This is a genomic window from Cupriavidus sp. FW216-B1 (genome assembly GCF_058789195.1).
The window spans coordinates 447,867-473,200 of the sequence record NZ_JBYTEL010000003.1 but is presented as its reverse complement, the minus strand read 5'-3'; the positions used below and the strand labels follow the sequence as shown (position 1 = coordinate 473,200).

The window sequence follows — 25,334 nt, the reverse complement described above, 5'->3', positions numbered from 1 at the left end:
ACATGAACTTCAATCTCAGCGACGAGCAGAAGCAGCTGGCCGATGCCATCCACCGCTTCATCGACAAGAGCTACGACTTCGAGACCCGCAGGAAGAACATCAGGTCCGCCAGCGGCCACGGCGACGCGGCCTGGGGCGCGCTGGTCGAGCTTGGCCTGACTGCGCTGCCGGTGCCGGAGGCGCAGGGCGGCTTCTCGGGCACCGCCGTCGACATGATGGTGGTGCAGCAGGAACTGGGCCGCGGCCTGGTGGTGGAGCCGTACCTCGCCACCGTGGTCGGCGCCTGCGCGCTCAGGCTGGCCGGCGGCCAGGACGCGCTGCTGGAGCAGGTCGCCGGCGGCGAGCTGAAGCTGGCGGTGGCCTTCAACGAGCCGCACGCGCGCTACGCGCTCAACGACGTGCGCGTCACCGCCAAGGACGGCAAGCTCAACGGCCGCAAGTCCGTGGTCCTCCACGGCGCGCAGGCCGGCAAGCTCATCGTCTCGGCGCGCACCGCCGGCGCCGATGCCGACACCGGCGGCATCTCGCTGTTCCTGGTCGACCCGCGGGCCGCCGGCGTCAGCGTCACCGACTACCGCACCATCGACAACCTGCGCGCCGCCGACATCGCCTTCCAGGATGCGCCGGGCGAACTGCTGGGCACCGCCGGCGCCGCGTGGGACGTGATCGAGCAGGTCGCCGACTACGCCGCCGTGCTGCTGTGCGCGGAAGCGGTCGGCGTGATCGACGCGCTCAACGCCGCCACGCTGGAATACGCCAAGACGCGCCAGCAGTTCGGCCAGCCCATCGCGCGCTTCCAGGCGCTGCAGCACCGCATGGTGGAGATGTTCATCCACGCCGAGCAGTCGCGCTCGATCACGCTGCTGGCCGCCGCCCGCTTCGACGAGGCCAGCCCCGCCGAGCGCCGCCGCCTGGCCTCGGCCGCCAAGGCGCGCGTCGGCCAGGCGGCCCGTTCGGTCGGCCAGGAAGCGGTGCAGATCCACGGCGGCATGGGCGTGACCGACGAACTGCCGGCCGCGCACATGTTCAAGCGGCTGACGCTGATCAACACCACCTTCGGCGACGTCGACCATCACCTGGGCCGCTTCGCGGCGCAGCCCGGGTTCCTGGAAACCGCCTGATCCGGGAACATGACAGAAACCGCGCCGCAGTCCGGGCGCGGTTTTTTTTCATGCCGCGGCCACCGCCGCGCCACATGCCACCCGCCACCCGCCACAGAAGGAAAAGGAGCATCCATGCCTTCCCTGTATTTCGAAGACTTCACCGTCGGCAGCAAGCGCGACCTCGGCTCGCACCTCGTGACCGAGGAAGAGATCCTCGCCTTCGCGCGCCAGTACGATCCGCAGCCCTTCCACGTCGACAAGGACGCGGCGCAGAACAGCATCTACAAGGGCCTGATCTCGAGCGGCTGGATGACCTGCTCGATCATGATGCGGCTGCTGGTGGACAACATGACCTCCAAGTCGGCCAGCATGGGCTCGCCCGGCGTGGACGAGATCCGCTGGCTCAAGCCGGTCTACGCCGGCGACACGCTGAGCGTGTCGCTGGTGGTGCTCGACGCGCGCGCGTCCACCTCCAAGCCGGACCGCGGCGTGATCCACACCCAGTGGGAAGCCACCAACCAGCGCGGCGAGCTGGTCTGCACGGTCAAGGGCATGGGCATGTACGGCCGCCGCCCGGCCTGAGGCCGTTGCCAGCCCGCCTGCATCAAGGCATCATCTGGCGGCGCCGGCCCGCGCCGCTTTCGCCATCTTCGCCACCCCCGCGACAACAACAAGGAGACACCATGCGTACCATCGCTTCGCTCGAAGAACTGGAAAGCCTGCAAGGCCAGGAAGTGGCCGTCAGCGACTGGATCGAAGTCACCCAGCACCAGGTCAACCAGTTCGCCGAAGCCACCGGCGATCATCAATGGATCCACGTCGACGTGGAGCGCGCGCGCCGCGAGTCGCCGTTCGGCGGCCCGGTGGCGCACGGCTTCCTCACGCTGTCGCTGCTGCCCGCGTTCTTGCACAACGCGCTCGACATGCCCGGCGTGAAGATGGGCGTGAACTACGGCCTGAACCGCGTGCGCTTCACCGCGCCGGTGCCGGTCGGCAGCCGCCTGCGCGCGCGCGTGAAGCTGCTCTCGGTGGAGCGCCTCGAGCCGCTGCCCAACGCGCCCGCGCTGGTCGGCGCCCAGTCGATCTGGGAAGTCACGGTGGAACGCGAAGGCAGCGAGCGGCCCGTGTGCGTGGCGGAGTCGATCACGCGCCGCTACTCGTAGCGCCGGCTCGCGGCACCGACGCATAGCACCCACAGCACCGCTTGGCCGGGCGCGCCTGCCGCGCCCGGCGCGCATCTCTCGCCGACGCGCGCCGCCGCCCACGCCGCGGCGGTTCGCATCGACCCCTCCCCGCACCACGAAGCCGCCGCGCCAGTTCCGTCGCCGGTTGCGCCGTTCATCCCCCCCTGGTTCCCCACCGCCATTCGCATCCGCGGAACGGCCGCCGCGCACCACGGCGCGGCAGTCCGGCCAGCGCGCGCGGCCGCGCATGCCCCAATCTGAGTCTGGCCGCCGCCGTGCACGGAGTTGGTGCGCATACATCGCGCACAGTCGTGGTGCGCAGGGCTTTCCCCCGCCACCGGAAGCACGCCACGGCTCGCCTCGCGGCGCCCGGCGCTCATGGCACGCTAGTTGCAGATACGTTACTTGGGGTGCGTTGTTCCTTATCAAACACGAGACAATCTGGGAGCTGCAATGAAACGACGTGACATGCTGAAGCTGTCGGCGGTAGCCGCCGCGGCGCTTTTCGCAACGGCCGGGGTCAGCCCGCTGGCGATGGCGCAGTCCAAGGATCCGATCAAGGTCGGTGTCCTGCATTCGTTGTCCGGCACCATGGCCATTTCCGAAACGTCGCTCAAGGACGTGGCGCTGATGACCATCGACGAGATCAACAAGAGCGGCGGCGTGCTCGGCCGCAAGCTCGAGCCGGTGGTGGTCGATCCGGCCTCCAACTGGCCGCTGTTCGCCGAGAAGGCGCGCCAGCTCGTCACCAACGACAAGGTCGCCGTGACCTTCGGCTGCTGGACCTCGGTGTCGCGCAAGTCGGTGCTGCCGGTCTACGAGGAACTCAACGCGCTGCTGTTCTACCCGGTGCAGTATGAAGGCGAGGAGATGTCCAAGAACGTCTTCTACACCGGCGCGGCGCCCAACCAGCAGGCCATCCCCGCGGTCGAGTACCTGATGAGCAAGGAAGGCGGCGGCGCCAAGCGCTTCTTCCTGCTGGGCACCGACTACGTCTACCCGCGCACCACCAACAAGATCCTGCGCGCCTTCCTCAAGAGCAAGGGCGTGGCGGACAAGGACATCGAAGAGGTCTACACGCCGTTCGGCCACAGCGACTACCAGACCATCGTCGCCAACATCAAGAAGTTCTCGCAGGGCGGCAAGACCGCGGTGATCTCCACCATCAACGGCGACTCCAACGTGCCGTTCTACAAGGAGCTCGGCAACGCCGGCCTGAAGGCCAAGGACGTGCCTGTGGTGGCCTTCTCCGTGGGCGAGGAAGAACTGCGCGGCATCGACACCAAGCCGCTGGTCGGCCACCTGGCCGCGTGGAACTACTTCATGTCGGTCAAGAACCCGACCAACGACGCCTTCAAGAAGGAATGGGCGGCGTGGGTCAAGGCCAACAACCTGCCGGGCGGCGACAAGCGCGTGACCAACGACCCGATGGAAGCCACCTACGTCGGCATCCACATGTGGGCGCAGGCCGTGAAGAAGGCCGGCAGCACCGATCCGGACAAGGTGCGCGCGGCCATGTACGGCCAGACCTTCAAGGCCCCGGACGGCTTCACGCTGACGATGGGCGACAACCACCACCTGTACAAGCCGGTGATGATCGGCGAAGTCAAGGGCGACGGCCAGTTCACGGTGGTGTGGAAGACGCCGAAGCCGATCCGCGCGCAGCCGTGGAGCCCGTTCATCTCCGGCAACGAAGGCAAGCCGGACAAGGTGATGTAAGCCGGCGGCGCAAGCCGCCGCGCGATGCCGGCGCGAGGCGCGCTGCCTCTCCCGCCGGGCCGCGGCGTGGGGCGGGGGGCGGGCCGGCAACGCGCCACGCCGGCCTCCCCGCCGCCGCGCGCGGCATCGTCAGAAGGCCCGAAGGCCAGCCGGCCTGAAGGCCGGCCCTTTCTTCCGCCCTGTCCGCCGGGCGGAAGCCGCCCGCATCGCTGCGCCCCCAAGTACAAGAGACGCGACCCGAAGCGCGCAACCAGGACTCCGCCAGCCCTATGCACCGATCCTTTTCCCTTTCCGCCTTGCCCTGGCTGCGCGCCATGCTGGCCGCGCTGCTGCTGGCTGCGGCGCCGCTGTGGGCCGCGCCGCTCACGCAGGCCGACCTCAAGCCGCTGGCCGAGGACGACTTCGACGCCAAGACCGCCGCGCTGACCGCGCTGGCCAAGGCGCCGCCGGAACAGGCCGGCCCCATCCTCAAGGCGCTGCAGGACGACGCGCTGCAATACGCGCCGTCGGTCGGCATGGTGCGCCAGGACGGCGACAAGACCCTCGACGCGATCACCGGCAAGCCCGTGGCCGTGAAGGCCGACGAGCTCGAATCGCTCACGCTCAACAACAGCCTGCGCGCGCTGGTGGACAGCGCCGCCAGCAGCATGCTGCTGCAGTCGCCCGACGCCACGGTGCGCGCGCAGGCCGTCGACACGCTGCTGGACCAGCCCGGCAGCGCCTCGCGCGAGACCGTGGAAGCCGCGCGCAAGGCCGAGGCCGACGCCGGCCTGCGCGCCAAGCTCGACGTGATCTGGGCCAACATCGTGCTGGCCGAAGGCAGCCGCGACGACCGCCTCGAGGCGGTCCGCATCCTCGGGCGCGACAGCAACCCGCAAAGCCGGCAGAAGCTCCAGCCGCTGGTGGAGAAGGACGCCGCCGGCAACTACCGCGAGCCCGACGCCGAGCTGCGCGGCGCCGCCCAGCAGGCGCTCGACGCGCTGCGCGGCGACCAGCGCCGCGCCGAGCTGATCGGCAACCTGTTCGCCGGGCTGAGCCTGGGCAGCGTGCTGCTGCTGGCGGCACTCGGGCTGGCCATCACCTACGGCCTGATCGGCGTCATCAACATGGCGCACGGCGAATTCCTCATGATCGGCGCCTATGCCACCTACATGGTGCAGGGCGTGTTCCGCGCGCACTTCGCCGGCGCCTTCGACTGGTATCTGCTGGCGGCGCTGCCGGCCTCGTTCCTGGCCTCGGCCATCGTCGGCTTCGTACTCGAGCGGCTGGTGCTGCGCCATCTGTACGGGCGCCCGCTGGAAACCCTGCTGGCCACCTTCGGCGTGAGCCTGCTGCTGATGCAGGCGGTGCGCACGCTGTTCGGCGCGCAGAACGTGGAAGTGGCCAACCCGTCGTGGATGAGCGGCGGCATCGAATGGCTGCCGGGACTGGTGCTGCCCTACAACCGCATGGTCATCATCGTGTTCGCGCTGGCCGTGGTGGCGGTGGCGTGGGGCGTGCTCAACCGCACGCGGCTCGGCCTGTTCGTGCGCGCCACCACGCAGAACCGCACCATGGCGGCCTGCGTGGGCGTGCGCACGTGGAAGGTGGACAGCTACGCGTTCGCGTTCGGCGCGGGCATCGCCGGGCTGGGCGGCTGCGCGCTGTCGCAGATCGGCAATGTCGGGCCCGACCTCGGCCAAGCCTACATCATCGACTCCTTTATGGTGGTGGTGCTGGGCGGCGTGGGCCAGCTGGCCGGCACCATCATCGGCGCCTTCGGCCTGGGCCTCGTCAACAAGTTCATCGAGCCGTTCTACGGCGCGGTGCTGGCCAAGATCTTCGTCCTGGTGCTGATCGTGCTCTTCATCCAGAAGCGCCCGCAGGGACTGTTCGCGCTCAAGGGGCGCAGCGCGGAGGCATGATGCAGACATCGACAAGCAATCCATCCGCAACGGGTTTCCGGCTGGCCGTGCCGGCGCGCCAGCCGCTGTTCACGCGGCGCGGCTGGTCGGCGCTGGTGGTGCTGGCGCTGATCGCCGCGGTGGGCGTGCCGGTGTGCGCGCTGCTGTTGCCCGAAGGCCATCCGCTGCACATGTCGGCCTACGTGCTCACGCTGGTCGGCAAGATCATGTGCTTCGCGCTCGCCGCCATCGCGCTGGACCTGGTGTGGGGCTACTGCGGCATCCTCAGCCTCGGCCACGGCCTGTTTTTCGCGCTTGGCGGCTACGCGATGGGCATGTACCTGATGCGCTCGATCGGGCGCGAGGGCGTGTACAAGAGCGACCTGCCCGACTTCATGGTGTTCCTCGACTGGAAGGAGCTGCCGTGGTTCTGGCACGGCACCGGGCACCTCGGCTACGCGCTGCTGCTGGTGGTGCTGGTGCCGGGCGTGCTGGCGTGGCTGTTCGGCTTCTTCGCGTTCCGCTCGCGCATCAAGGGCGTGTACCTGTCGATCATCACGCAGGCCATGACCTACGCCGCCATGCTGCTGTTCTTCCGCAACGAGACCGGCTTCGGCGGCAACAACGGCTTCACCGACTTCAAGCGCATCGCCGGCTTCGCGGTGGCCGCGCCGCACACGCGCACCGCGCTGTTCGTGCTGACCTTCGCCGCGCTGCTGGCCGGCTTCATCGCCTGCCGCTACATCGTCACCTCCAAGCTCGGCCGCGTGGTCACGGCGGTGCGCGACGCCGAGATGCGCGTGATGTTCTCGGGCTACAACCCGCTCGGCTACAAGCTGTTCGTGTGGACCTTCTCGGCGGTGCTGTGCGGCATCGCCGGCGCGCTCTACGTGCCGCAGGTAGGCATCATCAACCCGGGCGAGATGTCGCCGGCCAATTCCATCGAGATGGCGGTGTGGGTGGCCGTGGGCGGGCGCGGCACGCTGATCGGCCCGGTCATCGGCGCCTTCCTCGTCAACGGCGCCAAGACCATGTTCACGGCGTACTTCGCCGAATACTGGCTGTTCCTGCTCGGCGCCATGTTCGTGCTGGTCACGCTGTACCTGCCGGACGGCGTGATCGGCCTGCTCAAGCGGCTGCGCGGCGAGCCGGCGCGGCGCCAGCCCGCGCAGGGCGCGGCCCCGGCGGGCGCCTCGCCCGTCGTCACCCCATCGAATGCAAGCGAGGCGGCGCCGGCCGGCGCCACCCGCAGCGGAGGCGACGCATGAACGCGGCACTCGGAAACCAACAGGCGGAAAGCGGCGACGCCACCGGCCTCGGCCGCGTGCTGGAGCCGGGCGTCATCGATGTCTCGCACGGGCCCATCCTCTACCTGGAAGACGTCACCGTGCAGTTCGACGGCTTCCGCGCGCTCAACAACCTGTCGCTGTCGATCGACCACGGCGAACTGCGCTGCGTGATCGGCCCCAACGGCGCCGGCAAGACCACCATGATGGACGTGATCACCGGCAAGACCGGGCCGCGCAACGCCAACGTGAGCGGGCGCGTGTTCCTCGGCCAGAGCATCGACCTGATGCGCATGACCGAGCCGAAGATCGCGCAGACCGGCATCGGCCGCAAGTTCCAGAAGCCGACCGTGTTCGAGCAGCACGAGGTGTGGGAGAACCTGGAGCTGGCCATGAAGGCCGACAAGCGCTGGTGGTCGTCGCTGCGCGCGCGGCTGGGCGCCGAAGGCCATCGCCGCATCGAGGAAACGCTGGCGCTGACCGGGCTCGAGGACGAGGCCTACCGCCCCGCGGGGCTGCTCTCGCACGGGCAGAAGCAGCGCCTGGAGATCGGCATGCTGCTGATGCAGCAGCCGCAGCTGCTGCTGCTCGACGAGCCGGTGGCCGGCATGACCGACGAGGAAACCATGCAGCTCGCTGCGCTGCTCAACAGCCTGCGCGGCACCTGCTCGATGATGGTGGTGGAGCACGACATGGAGTTCGTCGCCGCGCTGGCGGGCGACACCGGCACCGTGACCGTGCTGGCCGAGGGCAGCCTGCTGGCCGAAGGCACGCTCGACGCGGTCAAGCGCGACGAGCGCGTGATCGAATCCTACCTGGGAAGATAACCATGCTGCAGGTCAACGCACTGAACCAGTTCTACGGCGGCAGCCACATCCTGCGCAACGTCAGTTTCGAGGTGCCGCAGGGCAAGCTGACCACGCTGCTGGGCCGCAACGGCGTGGGCAAGAGCACGCTGCTCAAATGCCTGATGGGCGTGGTGCCGACCACGAGCGGCAGCATCAGCTGGGCCGGGCACGCGCTGGAGAAGAAGCCGCCCTACGAGCGCGTGGCCGCCGGGCTGGCCTACGTGCCGCAGGGCCGCGAGATCTTCCCGCGCCTGACCGTGGAAGAGAACCTGCTGATCGGCGCGGCCAGCCTCAAGCGCCCGAGCGGCGTGCCCGACCGCATCTACCAGCTGTTCCCGGTGCTGCGCAGCATGCGCGCGCGCCGCGGCGGCGACCTTTCCGGCGGGCAGCAGCAGCAACTGGCGATCGGCCGCGCGCTGATGAGCGAGCCGGAACTGCTGATCCTGGACGAGCCCACCGAAGGCATCCAGCCGTCCATCATCCAGGACATCGGCCGCGCGCTGCGGCTGCTGGTGGACGAGTTCGGCATGACCGTGCTGCTGGTGGAGCAGTACTACGAATTCGCGCGCCACCTGGCCGACCACTACGTGGTGATGAGCCGCGGCGAGGTGGTGGCGAAGGGCGAGGGCGCGCGCATGGAAGAGGACGGCGTGCGGGAGTTGATCGCGGTGTGAGGCGGGCGGCAAGCTGCGCGCTGCGCCGCCGCGATACCACTTCCAGCCGGCCGGGCCGCGCGCTATGATGCCCGCATCACGCGCGCCGCGCCGCCGGCGCCCGCTTTCCAGGTTCCCATGCGTCATCCGGATTTTCCTTCGACCGTTGCCGTGCCGCCCGCATGGGAGGCCAGCCTGCGCCTGGCGTTCGCCGCGCGCGGCGAACGCACCGCGCTGGTCGAGCGGCGCCACCGCGGCCCGCTGCTGGTGCAGAAGCCGCTCTATCCCGAAGGCGGCATCTGCCACGCGGTGATCCTGCATCCGCCCGCCGGCATCGCCGGCGGCGACAGCCTGGAGATCGCGCTGGCGGCGGGTGCCGGCGCGCATGCCGTGATCGCCACGCCGGGCGCGACCAAGTGGTACAAGTCGCTCGGCCGCGCGGCGACGCAGCGCGTCACGCTAGAACTGGATGCGGGCGCGCGGCTGGACTGGCTGCCGCAGGAGAACATCGTGTTCGACGACGCGCATGCGTGCCTGTCCACCACGCTGACGCTGGCGCCCGGCGCCAGCGCGATCGGCTGGGATGCCGTGGTGCTGGGGCGCCAGGCCAGCGGCGAGACCTGGGCGCGCGGCACGCTGCGCATGGACACGCGCATCGCGCTGGCGGGCAGCCGGCGCGCGCTGTGGCTCGAAAGCGCGCGGCTCGACGCCGGCTCGGCGCTGCGCCGCGCGCCGGCCGGGCTGGACGGGCTCAACGTCATGGCCACGCTGTGGGCGGTGGGCGAGGGCGCCACGCCGGCGCTGGCCGAGGCGCTGGCGGAAACGCTGCCGTACCGCGCCGACCTGCGCGCCGGCGTGACGCGCCTCGAGCAGGACGGCCACGCCATGCTGCTGCTGCGCGTGCTGGGCGCGAGCATGGAAGACGTGCGCGCGCTGATGGTGCGGGCGTGGAGCGCGCTGCGCGAGCCCATCCACGGCGTGCCGGCGCGGCCGCTGCGCCTGTGGGCGACATGAGGGCCCGGCGCGGCGCCGGCACGGACAACAACGAAACAACGGGAATGCCGAGATGGAACTGACTCCGCGAGAGAAAGACAAGCTGCTGATCTTCACCGCCGCGCTGCTGGCCGAGCGCCGCCGCGCGCGCGGGCTCAAGCTCAACTACCCGGAAGCGGTGGCGCTCATCACCGCCGCCATCATGGAAGGCGCACGCGACGGCCGCACCGTGGCCGAGCTGATGCACGAAGGCACCACCGTGCTGACGCGCGAGGACGTGATGGACGGCGTGGCCGAGCTGATCCCCGAGATCCAGGTCGAAGCCACCTTCCCGGACGGCACCAAGCTGGTCACGGTGCATCACCCGATCGTCTGAGGCGAGCCACGCCGAACCCTGCCGCATCCTGTCCAACAAGAAAACACGAGGCATCAAGACATGAACCGTTCCACCCGCGCGCGCGCCATCGTCGGCGCCTCCCTGGCGCTGGCCAGCGCCGCCGCCATCGCTCATCCCGGCCACGATGCCGCCACCGTCGGCGCCAGCCTGTGGGCCGGCCTGCTGCATCCGTTCACCGGCATGGACCACCTGCTGGCGATGACCGGCGTGGGCGTGTGGAGCGCGCTGGGCGCGCGCTCGCCGCGCGAGGCGCTGCGCATGCCGTTCGTGTTCGTCGCGCTGATGCTGGCCGGCGCCGCGCTCGGGCTGGCGGGGGCGGCGCTGCCGCTGGTGGAGCCGATGATCGCCGCCTCGCTGCTGGTGATCGGCCTGCTGGTGGCGCTGCGCGCCAATCTGCCGGCGTGGGCCGGCATGGCCATCGTCGGCGGCTTCGCCGTGTTCCACGGCTACGCGCACGGCGCCGAGCTGCCCACCGCGGCGGGCGCGCTGCCGGCCGCGGCCGCCTACGTGGGCGGCTTCACCGTGGCGACCATGATGCTGCACCTGAGCGGCATCGGCCTGGGCCAGGCGCTGCGCCGCCACGCCGGCTGGCTGGCGCGCGTGGCCGGCGCGGGCGTGGCGCTGTACGGCGTCGGCCTGATGGTGGCCTGATGTGGCTCGATGCGGCCCTGCGCCGCTTTCGCATCGCGTTGGAAACGTCGACAAGGAACCCGACATGATTCCCGGTGAACTGATGCCCGCCGAGGGCGAGATCGAACTCAACGCGGGCCGCCAGACGGTCAGCGTGACGGTGGCCAACACCGGCGACCGGCCGGTGCAGGTCGGCTCGCACTTCCATTTCTACGAGACCAATGCCGCGCTCGACTTCGACCGCGAGGCCGCGCGCGGCTTCCGCCTGAACATCGCCGCCGGCACCGCGGTGCGCTTCGAGCCGGGCCAGAGCCGCACGGTCGAGCTGGTGGCGCTGGCCGGCGCGCGCATCGTCTACGGCTTCAACGCCAAGATCATGGGAGCGCTGTGATGAGCGTGAAAATCTCCAGGCAGGCCTATGCCGAGATGTTCGGCCCCACCACCGGCGACCGCCTGCGGCTGGCCGACACCGGGCTGGTGATCGAAGTCGAGAAGGACTTCACCATCTACGGCGAGGAAGTGAAGTTCGGCGGCGGCAAGGTGATCCGCGACGGCATGGGCCAGAGCCAGCGCATGGCGAAGGACTGCGTCGACACCGTCATCACCAACGCGCTGATCGTCGACCACTGGGGCATCGTCAAGGCCGACATCGGCCTCAAGGACGGGCGCATCGCATCCATCGGCAAGGCCGGCAACCCGGACATCCAGCCCGGCGTGACCATCGTGGTCGGGCCCGGCACCGAGGTGATCGCGGGCGAGGGCATGATCGTCACCGCCGGCGGCATCGACAGCCACATCCACTTCATCTGCCCGCAGCAGATCGAAGAGGCGCTGATGAGCGGCGTCACCACCATGATCGGCGGCGGCACCGGGCCGGCCACCGGCACCTTCGCCACCACGGTGACGCCGGGGCCGTGGTTCATGGAGCGCATGCTGCAGGCGGTGGAGGCGTACCCGATGAACATCGGCCTGCTCGGCAAGGGCAATGCCAGCCAGCCGGGGCCGCTCACCGAGCAGGTCGAGGCCGGCGCCATCGGCCTCAAGCTGCACGAGGACTGGGGCACCACGCCGGCGGCCATCGACACCTGCCTGGGCGTGGCCGACGCCACCGACACCCAGGTCGCGATCCACACCGACACGCTCAACGAGGCCGGCTTCGTCGAGGCCACGGTGGCGGCGTTCAAGGGCCGCACCATCCATACGTACCACACCGAAGGCGCCGGCGGCGGCCACGCGCCCGACATCATCAAGGTGTGCGGCGAGGCCAACGTGCTGCCGTCGTCGACCAACCCGACGCGGCCCTACACGGTCAACACGCTCGACGAGCACCTCGACATGCTGATGGTGTGCCACCACCTGGACCCGTCCATCGCCGAGGACATCGCGTTCGCCGAGAGCCGCATCCGCCGCGAGACCATCGCCGCCGAGGACATCCTGCACGACCTCGGCGCGTTCTCGATGATCTCCAGCGACTCGCAGGCGATGGGGCGCGTGGGCGAGGTCATCATCCGCACCTGGCAGACCGCGCACAAGATGGCCGCGCAGCGCGGCAAGCTGCCCGGCGACCCCAACGACGCGCGCGGCGGGCACGACAACTTCCGCGTCAAGCGCTACATCGCCAAGTACACCATCAACCCCGCGCTCACGCACGGCATCGCCCACGAAGTGGGCTCGGTCGAGGTCGGCAAGTGGGCCGACCTGGTGCTGTGGAAGCCGGCCTTCTTCGGCGTCAAGCCGAGCCTGATCCTCAAGGGCGGCATGATCGCCGCGGCGGCGATGGGCGACCCCAACGCGTCGATCCCCACGCCGCAGCCGGTGCACTACCGCCCGATGTTCGCCGCGGCCGGGCGCGCGCTGCACAAGTCGTCGCTGACCTTCGTCTCGCAGGCCGCGCTGGCCGCCGGCGTGGGCGCGCGCTACGGGCTGGAGAAAATGCTCTCGGCGGTGCGCGGCACGCGCACCGTGGGCAAGCGCGACATGGTGCACAATGACTGGCAGCCGCACGTCACGGTCGATCCCGAGACCTATCAGGTTGTCGCCGACGGCCAGTTGCTGATGTGCGAGCCGGCCACCGTGCTGCCGATGGCGCAGCGCTATTTCCTGTTCTGAGTTTTCGTCCCGAGCCCGCCTTGCAGAAGATCGACAAACACCTGAGCGCCCCGCACGGCATCGCCGCCGTGCTGGTGCGCCGCGCGCCCAAGCTGGTGCTGCCCTTCGCCGAACGCAGCAAGAGCCGCCTGCGCGCTACGCTCGACAACGGCGAGGAAGTCGCCCTGTTCCTGCCGCGCGGCACCGTGCTGCGCGGCGGCGACCTGCTGGTCACGGAAGGCGGCGTGTTCGTCGAGGTGCAGTCCGCGGCGGAGTCGGTGCTGCAGGTCGGCGCGGCCGACCCGCAGGCGCTGATGCGCGCCGCCTACCACCTCGGCAACCGCCACACGCCGGTGGAAGTCGGGCGCGACTACCTGCGCCTCGAATACGACCCCGTGCTGGCCGACATGCTCGCGCGCCTGGGCGTGCGCGCCGAGCGCGCCGAACTGCCGTTCGAGCCGGAAGCGGGCGCCTACGGCGGCGGCCACAAGCACGGCCACGACGCCACCTTCGCCGAGGACTACGCGGCGGCGCAGGCGGTGTTCCACGAGCATCATGGGCACGATCACGATCACGATCATGGGCATTCGCATGACCACTCGCACGATCATGAGCATCACGTGCATGACGAACATTGCGGGCACAAGCATTGAGCGGTCACCCGGCATGTAGCGCGCCGGCGATTCACCCATGACCCAGCTCTCCCAACTGCTCTCCCTCCTGCACCTGGCCTCGCCCGCGCTGCCGATCGGCGGTTTCAGCTATTCGCAGGGCCTGGAGGCGGCCATCGACTGCGGTCTGGTGCGCGACGCCGACAGCGCCGAGCAGTGGGTGCGCAGCAACCTGCTCGACGTGCAGGCGCAGTGCGAGGCGCCGGTGTGGCTGCTGCTGTTCCGCGCCTGGCGCGCGGGCGATGCCGGCGGCGCGGCGCAGTGGAACGACTGGTTCCTCGCCACGCGCGAGAGCGCGGAGCTGCGGCTGGAGACCGGGCAGATGGGCTGGTCGCTGGCGCGGCTGGTCGCGCAGATGGAGTGGGGCGACAATGCGCTGCGCGCGCAGCTCGCGGCACTGTCGCCGGTGTGCCTGCCCACGGCCTTCGCCGCGGCGTGCGCGGCGCTCGGCGTGGACGAGCGCGACGGGCTGGCGGCCTATTGCTTCAGCTGGGCCGAGAACCAGGTGGCCGCGGCGCTCAAGGCGGTGCCGCTCGGGCAGGTGGCCGGCCAGCACATCCTGCGGCGGCTGCACGCGGCGGTGGCGGAGACGGTCGGCGAGGCGGCGCGCCGCGCCGACGCCGAGCCGCCCGAGCTGTCGACCTTCTCGCCGATGCTGGGCCTGCTGTCGGCCCGCCACGAAACCCAGTATTCCCGGCTGTTCCGTTCCTGAGCGGCCCATCTTCACCGAGATACGATTCCCGATCATGACCCAGGCCCGTACCAAGAAGAATCCCCCGCTGCGCGTCGGCGTGGGCGGCCCCGTCGGTTCCGGCAAGACCACCTTGCTGGAGATGCTGTGCAAGGCCATGCGCGAGCGCTATGACCTGGTGGCCATCACCAACGACATCTACACCAAGGAAGACCAGCGCCTGCTGACCATCTCGGGCGCGCTGCCGGCCGAGCGCATCATGGGCGTGGAGACCGGCGGCTGCCCGCACACCGCGATCCGCGAGGACGCCTCGATCAACCTCGAGGCGGTCGACCGCATGCTGGCGAAGTTTCCCGACGCCGACATCGTCTTCATCGAATCGGGCGGCGACAATCTCGCGGCCACCTTCAGCCCGGAATTGTCGGACCTGACCATCTACGTGATCGACGTGGCCGGCGGCGAGAAGATCCCGCGCAAGGGCGGGCCCGGCATCACCAAGTCAGACCTGCTGGTGATCAACAAGACCGACCTCGCGCCCTACGTCGGGGCCAACCTCGACGTGATGGAGAGCGACGCGCGCAAGATGCGCGGCGCGCGCCCGTTCGTGATGGGCAGCGTGAAGTCGGGGCAGGGGCTGGAGCAGGTGATCGCGTTCATCGAGCGCCAGGGCCTGCTGGCGGTGTAGGCTTGCCGCGCGCCGGCGGCATTTGCGCCGCCGGCCGCTTGTGGCATACTTTGCAGCCTATGCCCGCTGCCGTCTTCGCCCCTTCCTTGCCGTGCCACGCCACCGATTCCGGTGACGCCGCCGCACGCATGGGCGCAGCGCGGGCATGCCCGGTGCCTGCCGCCGTCTTCTCCTCTTCCGCTTTCTCCATCATTCGAATTATCCGGGGTCGCTGAGCTGCGGCTTTGGCTGGTGCTCGGTGGCCCGTGGTCCGTTTGACCGCGCACGCCGCCCGGCCTGCGCGCGACTTCCGATCCGATGGAGAATCCCGATGTCCGACCTTCCCGAGCTGCGCGCGCACGCCAGCTATCCCGTCCTGGCCGAGATCCAGGACGCGGCGCAGCGCCTGCGCGGCAACGTGCTGGAAACCCCCGTGTGGCGCTGGCAGACCGGCGCCGTGCGGCAGCTCGACCCGGCCACCGAAGTGTGGCTCAAGATGGAGCTGTTCCAGATCACCGGCACCTTCAAGCTGCGCGGCGCGCTCAACAGCATGGCGCGGCTCGACGCCGGCGCGCGCCGGCGCGGCGTGGTGGCGGCGAGCGCCGGCAACCACGCGATGGCGGTAGCCTATGCCGCCCGGGTGGCGGGCGTGGACGCCAAGCTGGTGATGCCGGCCGGCGCCAGCCCGGCGCGCGTGGCGGCGTGCCGCGAGTGGGGCGCGCAGGTGCTGCTGCTGCCCGACGTGCATGCCGCCTTCGCGCACGCGCAGCAACTGGCGGCGCAGGAAGGCCGCACGGTGGTCCATCCGTTCGACGGCCCGCTGATCGCGCAGGGCACGGGCACGGTGGGGCTGGAGCTGATGCGCCAGGTGGCGGGGCTGGAGGCGGTGGTGGTGCCGGTGGGCGGCGGCGGCCTGTGCGCGGGCATCGCCGCGGCGGTCAAGCAGATCAACCCGGCCTGCAAGGTCTATGGCGCGGAGCCGGCCGGCGCCGACGCCATGACGCGCAGCTTCGAGGCGGGGCGCCCGCAGGTGCTGGAGCGCGTGGACACCATTGCCGACAGCCTCGGCGCGCCCTATGCGATGGACTACAGCTTCGGCGTGTGCAGCCGTTTCGTCGACGACATGGTGCGGGTCTCGGACGAGGCCATCCGCGAGGCCATGCGCATGCTCTACCGCGACATGAAGCTGGCGACCGAGCCGGCCACCGCGGTTTCCACCGCGGCCCTGCTGGGACCGCTGCGCGAGCGGCTCGAAGGCCGCAAGGTGGCGCTGGTGCTGTGCGGGGCCAACCTCGACGCGGCGCGCTTCGCCGAGCTGCTGGCGGCCTGACGGGCATCGGGGCCGGCGCGCCGCCGCATCACATCTGCTGCTGCGCCCGCGCCGCGATCACGCGCGCCACTGAGGCGATGGCATCCTGCTCGGTGTCGTTCATCAGCGCCATGTGGCGCACGGTCACGCGCTGGGCCGGCGTGATGTTGAACTCCGCGCAGCGCTGCTCGAGCACCAGCGCGCCGCCGTCGCCCTTGCCGCTGCCGAAGTTCAGCATCTCGGCCGGGTTGACGCCGAGCGTGCCGGACAGCGCGCAGATGTTGATGAGGGAGACATTGCGCACGCCGCGCTCGATGCCGCTGAGGTAGGAACGCGCCATGCCGCTTTCCAGCGCGAGTTTTTCCTGCGACCAGCCGCGCTGCCTGCGAAGTTCCGCCAGGTGCAGCCCGAAGAGCTTGAGAGGATCACCGATCATGGCTCGATTCGTGGAGAAGGACGAAGCGAGGTTAAGGGTTTGACCTCTTTGTATCGACGCCTTATAGTAGGTCTCACTATGAGTGTCGGATGCGAACGGCAGGAAAGATACCGCAATCTGCTAGGAAAATTCCGTCAAGTGCGGCTAACTGTTAAAGGAATGTAATAGGCCGGAGCGCGGCGTTCCGCCGCGTGCCGGCTCTCCGGCGGGGCGCGCCCGGGGCAGGAGTGCCGGCCGCGCGTGTGCCCGGTCCGGCATCGCCATGATGCCCGCGGCCGGCGCGCCGGAACTTGTCCGATTGATACGGAGGCGGGTTGGCCCGCGGGGAACGCCGGCAGGGCCGGGCGCGGCCGTGCGGACCCGATCCCCGGGCAGGCGCGGCATTTGTCCATCTGGCATCCATCCAGCGGAAAGGAGGTGACATGCGTGTGTTTTCCTTGTTCGACGCGCAGGTGCGCGGCGAAATCGTGGCCGGCGCGGCGGCTTCGGCGCTGCGCGTCGGCCTGCAGGTCAGGGTGGTGCCGGAAGCCGCGGGCCTGGGCAGCAGCGGCGACTACGTCTTCCTGCGGCAGGGCGCGATGCAGCCCGGCATCGCCGCCGCGCGGGCGGAGTGGTGGGCCTGCCTGTGCGGGGCGGTCAAGGTGACGCCGGCCGGCTGCGCGCCGGTGCTGCTGTCGGCCGGCAGCGTCTATGCGATCCGCCAGGGCGAGCGCCTGCGGCTGGCGGCGCTGCAGGACAGCGTGCTGGTGCGCGCGGTGCTGGACCCGCAGGCGGTGGGGCTGGTGGGCGCCGGGCTGACCAGCAGCTTCGATGCGTTCGCGGCGGGCCAGGCGGAGCGCTGGCGCATGCAGGGCGGGGCTGGCGATGCGCAGGCGGGGCCGGCCAGCGGGCATGCGCCGCCGCGCCTGAACGCGGCCTTCGTGACGATTGCCGAGGGCGAGCCGGCCTGGGCCGAGCGGCTGCGCGCCGGCGGCCTGAACTGGGCCGCGTGCCACGAAGGCACGCTGCGCTTGCAATGGCATTCGCCGTGGCCGCATGTGGAGCGCCAGGTGGCGTACCTGCAGCCCGGCATGGTGTTCGCGCCGGACCCGGAGGAGGGCTACCGCATCGATGCCCTCGATCCCGTGGCCAGCCTGCTGTGCTGCCTGCAGGCGCCGCGGCGCGAGCCGGCCTGCGCGGGCGTGGCGGGCGTGGAGGGCGCAGGGGGCGGCGCGGCGCAGGCGGTCTCGCTGCACTGAGCGGCCGGCGCGCGCAATGACGCCGCGGGCTTCAGCGGCGCTGGTACTGCGTGGCGCCGAACAGGACTTCCCGTTCCTTGTCGTCGCGGATGGGCTTGCGCGCGCCGGCCAGCACCTCCACGCCGCGCTTGACCGCGGGGCGCTCGGCGATCTCGTTGAACCAGCGCTTCAGGTGCGGGTAGTCGTCCAGCTCCACGCCCTGGTTCTGCCAGCTGCGCAGCCACGGGAAGGTGGCGATGTCCGCCACCGTGTACATGTCGCCGGCCAGCCACGGATGCGCCGACAGGCGCTTGTCGATCACGCCGTACAGGCGGCGCGCCTCGTTGGTGTAGCGGTTGATGGCGTACTCGATCTTTTCCGGCGCGTACATGCGGAAGTGATGGGCCTGGCCCAGCATCGGGCCCACGCCGCCCATCTGGAACATCAGCCATTGCAGCGCCTCGTACTTGCCGCGCACGTCCTCGGGCAGGAACTTGCCGGTCTTGCCGGCGAGGTAGAGCAGGATCGCGCCGGACTCGAACAGCGAGATGGGCTGGCCGTCCGGGCCGTCGCTGTCGACGATGGCGGGGATCTTGTTGTTCGGGCTGATCTTGAGGAAATCGGGTTCGAACTGGTCGCCGGCGCCGATGTTGACGGCGTGGACCTTGTACTCGAGGCCGCACTCCTCGAGCATGATGTGGATCTTGTGGCCGTTGGGCGTGGGCCAGGAATAGGCGTCGATCATCGGGGAGGGGCTCCTGGGAAGGATCGCTGCGATCGCCGTGCCTGCTGCGACCGCGTGGAGGTTGGGCCGCCACCTCAACGCCGAGGTGGCGGACCGCGCGATTTAAGCACAGAAGAAAAAAACGCGCAGACGAGGCTGCGCGTTTCCATTCCGGCGGCAGGGATGCATCCCCGCCGCGGCGGCGGCGGGCTCAGAAGCCGCGCGTGACCGGCATGGAGATGTCGTCCGGGTTGATGTTCATGTGCTTGGCCAGCTCCAGCTTGGCGATGGCGTTGCGGTGCACCTCGTCCGGGCCGTCGGCCAGGCGCAGCGTGCGCTGGTGCGCCCACCACGAGGCCAGCGGGAAGTCGTCGGAGACGCCGGCCGCGCCGTGCACCTGGATGGCCCAGTCGATCACCTTCAGGGCCATGTTCGGCGCCACCACCTTGATCATGGCGATCTCGGCCTTGGCCACCTTGTTGCCCACGGTGTCCATCATGTAGGCGGCCTTGAGCGTGAGCAGGCGCGCCATCTCGATGTCGCAGCGGGCCTCGGCGATGCGCTCGCGCGTCACGCCCTGCGCCGCCACCGGCTTGCCGAAGGCCACGCGCTTGAGCGCGCGCTGGCACAGCAGCTCGAGCGCGCGCTCGGCCACGCCGATGCTGCGCATGCAGTGGTGGATGCGGCCCGGGCCGAGGCGGCCCTGGGCGATCTCGAAGCCGCGCCCTTCGCCGAGCAGGATGTTGGCCGCCGGCACGCGCACGTTCTTCAGCTCGATCTCCATGTGGCCGTGCGGCGCGTCGTCGTAGCCGAACACCGGCAGGAAGCGCTTGATGGTGATGCCCGGGGTGTCGGCCGGCACCACGATCATCGACTGCTGCTCATGGCGCCCGGCGTCCGGGTTGGTCTTGCCCATCACGATGTAGACCTGGCAGCGCGGGTCGCCCGCGCCCGACGACCACCACTTGGTGCCGTTGATCACGTATTCGTCGCCGTTGCGCTCGATGCTGCAACTGATGTTGGTGGCGTCCGACGAGGCCACGGCCGGCTCGGTCATCAGGAAGGCCGAGCGGATCTCGCCGCGCAGCAGCGGCTCCAGCCAGCGGTCCTTGAGCGACTCGGAGGCGTAGCGCTCCAGCGTTTCCATGTTGCCGGTGTCCGGCGCGGCGCAGTTGAACACCTCGGCCGACCAGGGCACCCGGCCCATGATCTCGCACAGCGGCGCGTATTCGAGGTTCGACAGGCCTTCCGGCGCGCGCTTGGAATGCGGCAGGAACAGGTTCCACAGGCCCGCCTCGCGCGCCAGCGGCTTGAGCTCCTCGATCACCTTGGTCGGGACCCAGGCGTTGCCGGCCTGGCGGTTGGCCTGGATTTCCGCGTAGAAGCGCTTCTCGTTCGGATAGATGTGCTTGTCGAAGAAGGCCAGCAGGCGCGCCTGCATTTCCTTGACCTTGGGGGTGTACTCGAATTCCATGTTGTCTCCTCCACCTCTGCATGAGAGCCCGGGAGCCGCTGCCGGCCCCGGCGGACGCGGTCTGCGTCGACTGGGGAGGACTCTACCGCAATCCAGATAATTAGAAAAATGAATTTTCTGGATTTGCCAGTATCAATAGGGTGCATTCCGTGCCAGAATCGACGCCATGCAGCTCTCCCGCATCGACCTCAATCTCTTCGTCGTCTTCGACGCCATCTACAGCGAAGGCAGCATCACCGCGGCCGCGCGCCAGCTCAACCTGACGCAGCCCGCGGTGAGCCACGCGCTGGGGCGCCTGCGCACCCTGTTCGACGACCCGCTGTTCGAGCGGCGCGGGCAGGGCATGGCGCCCACGCCGCTGGCGCGCTCGCTGGCCGCCGAGGTGCGCGCCGCGCTGCAGTCGTTCGCGCGCACCTTGCAGGACACGCCGCACTTCGACCCGGCCGCCACCGTGCGCCGCTTCACCATCGGCATGCGCGACGCGCTCGAATCCACGCTGCTGCCGCCGCTGATGGCGCGCGTGACCGCGATGGCGCCGCAGGTGGAGATCGCGGCGATCCGCTTCGATAGGCGCGAGATGGAGTCCGAGCTGCTGGCCGGCACGCTCGATGCCGCCATCGACATCCTGCTGCCGGTCTCGCCCGCCATCCACCACGCGCCGTTCATGGCCGACCCGATGGTGGTGCTGGCGCGCCGCGACCATCCGCTGGTCAAGAAGGAACTGACGCTGGAGCGCTACCTGGCGGCCGAGCACGTGCATGTGTCGTCGCGCCGGCGCGGCGCCGGGCTGGAAGACCAGGCGCTGCACCGCATGGGCCTGACGCGCCGCGTGCGCCTGCGCTGCCAGCACTACGCGGCGGCCTGCCGCGTGGTGAGCTGCACCGACCTGCTGGCCACGCTGCCGCTGCGCTACGCGCGCATCGCCAACGAGCCCTACGCCAACCGGCTGCTGTCGCTGCCGTTCAAGGTGCCGTCGCTGGAACTGCACCTGTACTGGCACGCCGGCGGCGAGAACGACGGCGCCAACCGCTGGCTGCGCGAGCAGTTGCTGGCGGTGATCGCCGCGCTGGGCGGGCAGGGCGAGGCGGCGCCGGGCTGAGGCGCGCGTTTTTTCCACTTGCCTGTTTTTCCGCCTGCCTTTTCCCCGCGCGCCGTTCAGCGCGCGCCGTCGTCGATGCGCTCGATGCGCACGGTATCCGGCGGCAGCGTGCTGTCGGCCTGCACCGCGTAGGGCAGCGGCGGGCGGCGCGCCGCCGGCACCGCCTGCCATAAGCGCGCGGCCCAGGCGCGGACTGCTGGGCTGTCCGGCGCCGCCGCCGTGATGCGCAGGGCCAGCGGCGCGGCGCTGGCCTGCTCCGCGCCCGGCGCATCCGGAATCAGGCGCTCCAGCGCCAGTTGCGGCTCCAGCCGCAGGCCCATCGTCACCGCTTGCGCGGGCTGCGCGAGCGAGTGCACGGCCTGGTCCGACGGTGCCGCGCGCGGCGCCCAGCGATGTCCCTGCAAGGCCGGCGCCGGCGCGGGGGACGCGGCCGGCGGCACCGGGGCGATGGCGGCGGGCTGCGGCACCGGGGCGATCGCCGCCGGCGCGGGCGCGGCAATGCGCGGAGCCAGGGCCGGCGGAGCGGGCGGCACCGGCAGCGGCGCCGTGGCCGGAGCGACTGGCGCGACTGGCGCAGCCGGCGCAACCGCGGCCGGTGCCGGCGGCGCGGTTGGCGATGCGGCATCCGCCGCGGCCGGGCCGGCGGCGGGTCCGGCGCGATCCGCGCGCGTTTCCGGGACGGCCGGCGCGGCGGCTGCGGCGGGCGATGTGGCAGGCGATGTGGCGGGTGATGCGGACTTGCGCGCGTCGCCATCCGGCGCCGGCGTGGCTGGCGCTTCCTGCGCGGGACGGGCCCTGGCCGCCGCGGCAGGCTCTTGCGCGGGCGCCGGATGGGGCGGCGCGGCCGGCGCGGTGGCGGGCGGCGGGGCCGCGACGTTCGTCGCCGGCGCGGGCTCCGGCGTCTGTGCCTGCGTTTGTGCTGGCGCTGGCGCGGCCGGGCTGGCGGGCGTGGCCTGCGGCTCGCTTGCCTGGCGCGTGGCGTGGGGCGTGTCCGGCAGCAGCAGCGCGCCGTCGCGCACGTCCATCTGCCGGAGCACGATCTGCAGCGACAGCGCGGCCACGCCGAGCGTGCCCGCCAGCACGCCCAGCGCTGGCCACCAGCGGCGCGCGCGGCGCGGCGCGGCGGGCTGGCCGGCGGCGGGCGCGGTGTCCTGCTGCGCCGCCTGCTGCTGCTGCTGCGCCTCGGCCTGTTCGCGCAGCCACGCCTGCGCCGCCGCGCCGACCGGCGCGCCCAGCACGCGCTGCGGGCTGTCGCCGCGCCGCACTTCTTCCAGCACGGCCGCGCGGCGGCCGGCCTGCGCGGCTTGCAGGCGCGCGGCTTCCGCCATCACGGCGGCCTGCAGGCCGGCGGACGGGGTGAACGTGGCGCCGGCATCGGCATCGGCGCTGGCTGCGCCAGCGGCTGCGTTCGTGTTCGCGTTCGTGGCTGCGCGCGCCTGCCGCGCGGCCTGCGCGGCGCGCGCCGCGGCCATGACCGCGGTTTCCAGCGAGGGCGGCGGCGCGAACGGCGGCAGCGCGCGCAGCAGCGCCGCGAGCCGGTCCTCGCCGGCGATGAAGCGTTCGTCCGCGCTCATGGCTGGCGCTCCTGCGGCGCCACCGCCGCCAGGCTCTCGCGCAGCCGCGCGAAGGCGTAGCGCAGCCGGCTCCTGACGGTCTCGAACTTCTCGCCCAGCGTCTGCGCGATTTCCTCCACGCTCATCTCGCTGAAGAAGCGCAGCACGATCACTTCGCGCTGCGCCGCCGGCAGCGCCATCAGCGCCTGCCGCACGCCCTGCAGGTTCTGCCGCAGCGCGGCCTCGGCCTCGGGGCTGAGGTCGCCGGCGGGCAGCGCGAGGTGGTCTTCGCCGAGCGTGTCGCACTGGCGCTCGTAGGCGCCGCGCAGCGTGTCGAGCCAGGTGTTGCGCGCGATCTGGAACAGGAAGGTGCGCAGCGCCGCGCTGGGCTGGTAGTCGCCGCAGCGGGTCATCAGCTTGACCCAGGTCTTCTGGGTCACGTCCTCGGCCTCGCCCGTGTTGCCCTGGCACAGCCACGCCACGTAGTTGTACAGCGCCGCGTTGTGGCGGCGGAACAGCTCGGCCACCGGCTGCTCGATCAGGCCGTTGGCGACCAGCAGCATGAGGTCGGTGTCGGCCAGCGCGGACAGGCCGGCGGCGGGCTGGGCTGGCGGGGCATGCGCGCTGGCGGGCATGCGGTCGGGCGCGGAGGCATTCATGCGCGGCAGTATATGACAGCGCCGCGCATCGTCGCGGGCCGCGCGCGGCGCCACCGCGCGTGCTTCAGGGCCGCGGCGCGGGGCCGTCGCCCTGCGCCAGCGGCGCATGCGTCGACAGGGCCTGCGCCAGGTCCACGAGCTGGAGGAACTCGCCGCGGTAGCCGAAGCGGTCGTCGCCGCGCGCGCCGAGCGCGAGCGCGCGCGCATCGGCATAGCGCCAGGTGCCGGCATGGCTGCCGCCGCGCAGCAACTGGCCGAAGCCGGCCACCGCGGCGGCGAAGCGGAAGGCATCGCCGGCCTGCGCCAGCGGCCGCACCGCGCCGGCCGGCACCGCCAGTTCCAGCAGTTCGCTGGCCTGCGCCTGCGGGCGCTTGTAGCGCAGCTTGACGTGGGCCAGTTCGCCGGCGTTGCCGCTTGCGGCCGGCGCGCGCTGGTAGCGCAGCGGATCGATCAGGCCGGGCCTGCCGGCCAGCGTCAGCTCGTAGAGCGCGGCCACGGTGTGCCCCGCGCCGATGTCGCCGGCGTCCACCTGGTCGTTGTTGAAGTCCTCGCGTTTCAGGGCGCGGTTCTCGTAGCCGATCAGGCGGTACTCGCTGACCGTGGCCGGGTTGAACTCGACCTGGATCTTGACGTCGCGCGCCACCGTGGCGAGCGTGGAGCTCATTTCCTCCACCAGCACCTTGCGGCCTTCCATCAGGTTGTCGATGTACGAGTACGCGCCGTCGCCGGCGTCGGCCAGTTGCTCCATCAACTGGTCGTTGTAGTTGCCGGTGCCGAAGCCCAGCGTGGACAGCGACACGCCCGACTTGCGCTTTTCCGCGACCATCGCCTTGAGCTCGCGGAAGTCGGTAACGCCCACGTTGAAGTCGCCGTCGGTGGCCAGCAGCACGCGGTTGATGCCGCCGGCGATGAAGCTCTGCTGCGCGGCCTGGTAGGCCAGCGCGATGCCGCTCGCGCCGGCGGTGGCGCCGCCCGCCACCAGCGCGTCGATGGCGGCGGCGATGGCCGTCTTGTCGCTGCCCGGCGTGGGCGGCAGCGCCACGCGCGTGCCGCTGGCGTAAGTGACCAGCGTGATGCGGTCCTGCGGGCGCAGCGCGCCGGTCAGCAGCTTGAGCGAGGACTTGAGCAGCGGCAGCTTGTCGGCCGAGTACATCGAGCCGGACACGTCGACCAGGAACACCAGGTTGGCCGGCGGCAGGCTCGCGCGCGCCGTGTCGGCGGCCTTGATGCCGATGCGCAGCAGCACGTTGCCGGCCTGCCACGGCGCGGGCGCGGCTTCGGCGTGCACGGCGAAGGGCCGGCCGTCGCGCGGCGGCGCGTAGTCGTAGGGGAAGTAGTTGACCATTTCTTCCACGCGCACCGCGTCGGCCGGCGGCAGGCGGCCCGCGTTGAGCAGGCGGCGCACATTGCTGTAGCTGCCGGTGTCGACGTCGATGCCGAAGGTGGAGACCGGCGCCTGCGCGACCTGCTGCACGCCGTTTTCCTCGATGGCGCCGTAGCGCTCGCGCGCGGGCCCGGCGCGCCAGTCGGGCTGCGGCTGGCGCGCGGCGATCGCGGCGTGCGTCCCGCGCAGGCCGAGGTGGAGCGGGGCGCGTGCGTCGGCCTGCGCTTCGGTCCGGCCGGCTTTCGCGGCGGGGGCGGCCGGCGCCGGAAACGCCATTGCCGGCGCGGTGGCGAAGGGCTCGCTGGGCAGGATCACCGGGGCAGGCAGCGGGTGGGCCGTGCCGCTGTCGGCGGCGGGGTTCGCCTGCTGGTTCGGGGACGGTCCGCCGCATGCGGCCATTGCGAGGGCAACGGCCAGGACTGCCGGGCGCTTGTGCATGTCGATTTCTCCGGAAAGGGCCGCGCCGGCGGTGCCGGCGCCGGGGCACTGCGGGTGAAACGAAGCAGCCCGGCGGGCGGGGTTAAGGCGGCGCAAAAAAAAGCGGGCAGCCTGCCGCGCCGCGGGCCGGACCACGATCGGCGCGCGCGGTCCATCCGGTCTGTCCCGCAGCCGGCGGCGGGTGCCGCGCGCGGGCGGGCGCCCTACAATGCAGGTTTCCCCCCAGGAGGA

25 protein-coding genes are annotated in these 25,334 nt (G+C 71.0%); 19 read left to right on the top strand and 6 right to left on the bottom strand.

Features of this window, described 5'->3' with window-relative positions; translation table 11 throughout:
* Positions 1–2: 2 nt before the first annotated feature.
* The 17 genes from AC3WXD_RS11840 (at position 3) to AC3WXD_RS11760 (ending at position 16,140) form a co-directional block, all read left to right on the top strand.
* A complete protein-coding gene (locus tag AC3WXD_RS11840; protein ID WP_492323761.1) occupies positions 3–1,121 on the top strand; it encodes an acyl-CoA dehydrogenase family protein in 1,119 nt (372 codons plus the stop codon).
* Positions 1,122–1,235: 114 nt separating this feature from the next.
* Positions 1,236–1,685, top strand: a complete 450-nt coding sequence (locus AC3WXD_RS11835) for a MaoC family dehydratase (protein WP_020203649.1) — start codon at positions 1,236–1,238, stop codon at positions 1,683–1,685.
* A gap of 101 nt (positions 1,686–1,786) precedes the next feature.
* Positions 1,787–2,266: a MaoC family dehydratase gene (locus AC3WXD_RS11830; RefSeq protein WP_020203650.1), complete on the top strand. Its 480-nt coding sequence runs from the start codon at positions 1,787–1,789 to the stop codon at positions 2,264–2,266.
* Between the two features lie 474 nt (positions 2,267–2,740).
* On the top strand, positions 2,741–4,006 hold the full coding sequence (gene urtA, locus AC3WXD_RS11825) for an urea ABC transporter substrate-binding protein (RefSeq protein WP_029043746.1): 1,266 nt from the start codon (positions 2,741–2,743) through the stop codon (positions 4,004–4,006).
* Positions 4,007–4,275: 269 nt separating this feature from the next.
* Positions 4,276–5,910, top strand: a complete 1,635-nt coding sequence (gene urtB / locus AC3WXD_RS11820) for an urea ABC transporter permease subunit UrtB (RefSeq protein WP_052165896.1) — start codon at positions 4,276–4,278, stop codon at positions 5,908–5,910.
* A complete protein-coding gene (gene urtC / locus AC3WXD_RS11815) occupies positions 5,910–7,157 on the top strand; it encodes an urea ABC transporter permease subunit UrtC (RefSeq protein WP_492323795.1) in 1,248 nt (415 codons plus the stop codon). The genes urtB and urtC overlap by 1 nt, the downstream gene beginning before the upstream one ends.
* Positions 7,154–8,002, top strand: coding sequence for an urea ABC transporter ATP-binding protein UrtD (gene urtD / locus AC3WXD_RS11810; RefSeq protein ID WP_020203654.1), 849 nt, complete (start codon positions 7,154–7,156; stop codon positions 8,000–8,002). The genes urtC and urtD overlap by 4 nt, the downstream gene beginning before the upstream one ends.
* A gap of 2 nt (positions 8,003–8,004) precedes the next feature.
* Positions 8,005–8,697: an urea ABC transporter ATP-binding subunit UrtE gene (urtE, locus tag AC3WXD_RS11805; protein WP_492323760.1), complete on the top strand. Its 693-nt coding sequence runs from the start codon at positions 8,005–8,007 to the stop codon at positions 8,695–8,697.
* Positions 8,698–8,814: 117 nt separating this feature from the next.
* Entirely contained in the window at positions 8,815–9,690 is an 876-nt protein-coding gene (locus tag AC3WXD_RS11800) for an urease accessory protein UreD (RefSeq protein WP_492323759.1), read from the top strand.
* 52 nt (positions 9,691–9,742) lie between these two features.
* Entirely contained in the window at positions 9,743–10,045 is a 303-nt protein-coding gene (locus tag AC3WXD_RS11795) for an urease subunit gamma (protein ID WP_020203657.1), read from the top strand.
* 60 nt (positions 10,046–10,105) lie between these two features.
* A complete protein-coding gene (locus AC3WXD_RS11790) occupies positions 10,106–10,717 on the top strand; it encodes a HupE/UreJ family protein (RefSeq protein WP_492323758.1) in 612 nt (203 codons plus the stop codon).
* A gap of 64 nt (positions 10,718–10,781) precedes the next feature.
* Positions 10,782–11,087: an urease subunit beta gene (locus tag AC3WXD_RS11785; protein ID WP_020203659.1), complete on the top strand. Its 306-nt coding sequence runs from the start codon at positions 10,782–10,784 to the stop codon at positions 11,085–11,087.
* Positions 11,087–12,805 (top strand): urease subunit alpha, encoded by a 1,719-nt coding sequence (gene ureC / locus AC3WXD_RS11780; protein WP_492323757.1) that lies wholly within the window; start codon positions 11,087–11,089, stop codon positions 12,803–12,805. Before AC3WXD_RS11785 ends, ureC begins: the two co-directional genes overlap by 1 nt.
* A gap of 20 nt (positions 12,806–12,825) precedes the next feature.
* Positions 12,826–13,437, top strand: coding sequence for an urease accessory protein UreE (gene ureE / locus AC3WXD_RS11775; protein ID WP_492323756.1), 612 nt, complete (start codon positions 12,826–12,828; stop codon positions 13,435–13,437).
* 37 nt (positions 13,438–13,474) lie between these two features.
* Positions 13,475–14,167, top strand: a complete 693-nt coding sequence (locus AC3WXD_RS11770) for an urease accessory protein UreF (protein ID WP_492323755.1) — start codon at positions 13,475–13,477, stop codon at positions 14,165–14,167.
* A gap of 34 nt (positions 14,168–14,201) precedes the next feature.
* The gene (gene ureG / locus AC3WXD_RS11765) at positions 14,202–14,831 is read left to right on the top strand and encodes an urease accessory protein UreG (protein ID WP_020203664.1); all 630 of its coding nucleotides are present in this window, start codon (positions 14,202–14,204) and stop codon (positions 14,829–14,831) included.
* A 310-nt stretch (positions 14,832–15,141) separates the two neighbouring features.
* The gene (locus AC3WXD_RS11760) at positions 15,142–16,140 is read left to right on the top strand and encodes a threonine ammonia-lyase (RefSeq protein ID WP_020203665.1); all 999 of its coding nucleotides are present in this window, start codon (positions 15,142–15,144) and stop codon (positions 16,138–16,140) included.
* A 28-nt stretch (positions 16,141–16,168) separates the two neighbouring features.
* Here AC3WXD_RS11760 and AC3WXD_RS11755 read toward each other — a convergent pair whose 3' ends face one another.
* Positions 16,169–16,555: a helix-turn-helix domain-containing protein gene (locus tag AC3WXD_RS11755; RefSeq protein WP_020203666.1), complete on the bottom strand. Its 387-nt coding sequence runs from the start codon at positions 16,553–16,555 to the stop codon at positions 16,169–16,171.
* Between the two features lie 422 nt (positions 16,556–16,977).
* Between AC3WXD_RS11755 and AC3WXD_RS11750 the strand changes: the two genes are divergently transcribed.
* Positions 16,978–17,793, top strand: a complete 816-nt coding sequence (locus AC3WXD_RS11750) for a hypothetical protein (RefSeq protein WP_492323754.1) — start codon at positions 16,978–16,980, stop codon at positions 17,791–17,793.
* 31 nt (positions 17,794–17,824) lie between these two features.
* Here AC3WXD_RS11750 and AC3WXD_RS11745 read toward each other — a convergent pair whose 3' ends face one another.
* Positions 17,825–18,517, bottom strand: a complete 693-nt coding sequence (locus AC3WXD_RS11745; RefSeq protein WP_020203668.1) for a glutathione binding-like protein — start codon at positions 18,515–18,517, stop codon at positions 17,825–17,827.
* A gap of 190 nt (positions 18,518–18,707) precedes the next feature.
* Complete coding sequence (locus AC3WXD_RS11740; RefSeq protein WP_020203669.1) at positions 18,708–19,970, bottom strand: acyl-CoA dehydrogenase family protein; 1,263 nt, start codon at positions 19,968–19,970, stop codon at positions 18,708–18,710.
* Between the two features lie 166 nt (positions 19,971–20,136).
* Between AC3WXD_RS11740 and AC3WXD_RS11735 the strand changes: the two genes are divergently transcribed.
* Positions 20,137–21,069, top strand: coding sequence for a LysR family transcriptional regulator (locus tag AC3WXD_RS11735; RefSeq protein ID WP_020203670.1), 933 nt, complete (start codon positions 20,137–20,139; stop codon positions 21,067–21,069).
* Between the two features lie 56 nt (positions 21,070–21,125).
* Here the strand turns inward: AC3WXD_RS11735 and AC3WXD_RS11730 are convergent, their stop codons facing one another.
* The 3 genes from AC3WXD_RS11730 to AC3WXD_RS11720 all read right to left on the bottom strand — a co-directional run bounded on the left by AC3WXD_RS11730 (position 21,126) and on the right by AC3WXD_RS11720 (position 25,103).
* The gene (locus AC3WXD_RS11730) at positions 21,126–22,643 is read right to left on the bottom strand and encodes a hypothetical protein (RefSeq protein WP_492323753.1); all 1,518 of its coding nucleotides are present in this window, start codon (positions 22,641–22,643) and stop codon (positions 21,126–21,128) included.
* Positions 22,640–23,281, bottom strand: coding sequence for an RNA polymerase sigma factor (locus AC3WXD_RS11725; RefSeq protein WP_492323752.1), 642 nt, complete (start codon positions 23,279–23,281; stop codon positions 22,640–22,642). The genes AC3WXD_RS11730 and AC3WXD_RS11725 overlap by 4 nt, the downstream gene beginning before the upstream one ends.
* 64 nt (positions 23,282–23,345) lie before the next feature.
* Positions 23,346–25,103, bottom strand: a complete 1,758-nt coding sequence (locus AC3WXD_RS11720; protein ID WP_492323751.1) for a vWA domain-containing protein — start codon at positions 25,101–25,103, stop codon at positions 23,346–23,348.
* Positions 25,104–25,334 lie beyond the last annotated feature (231 nt).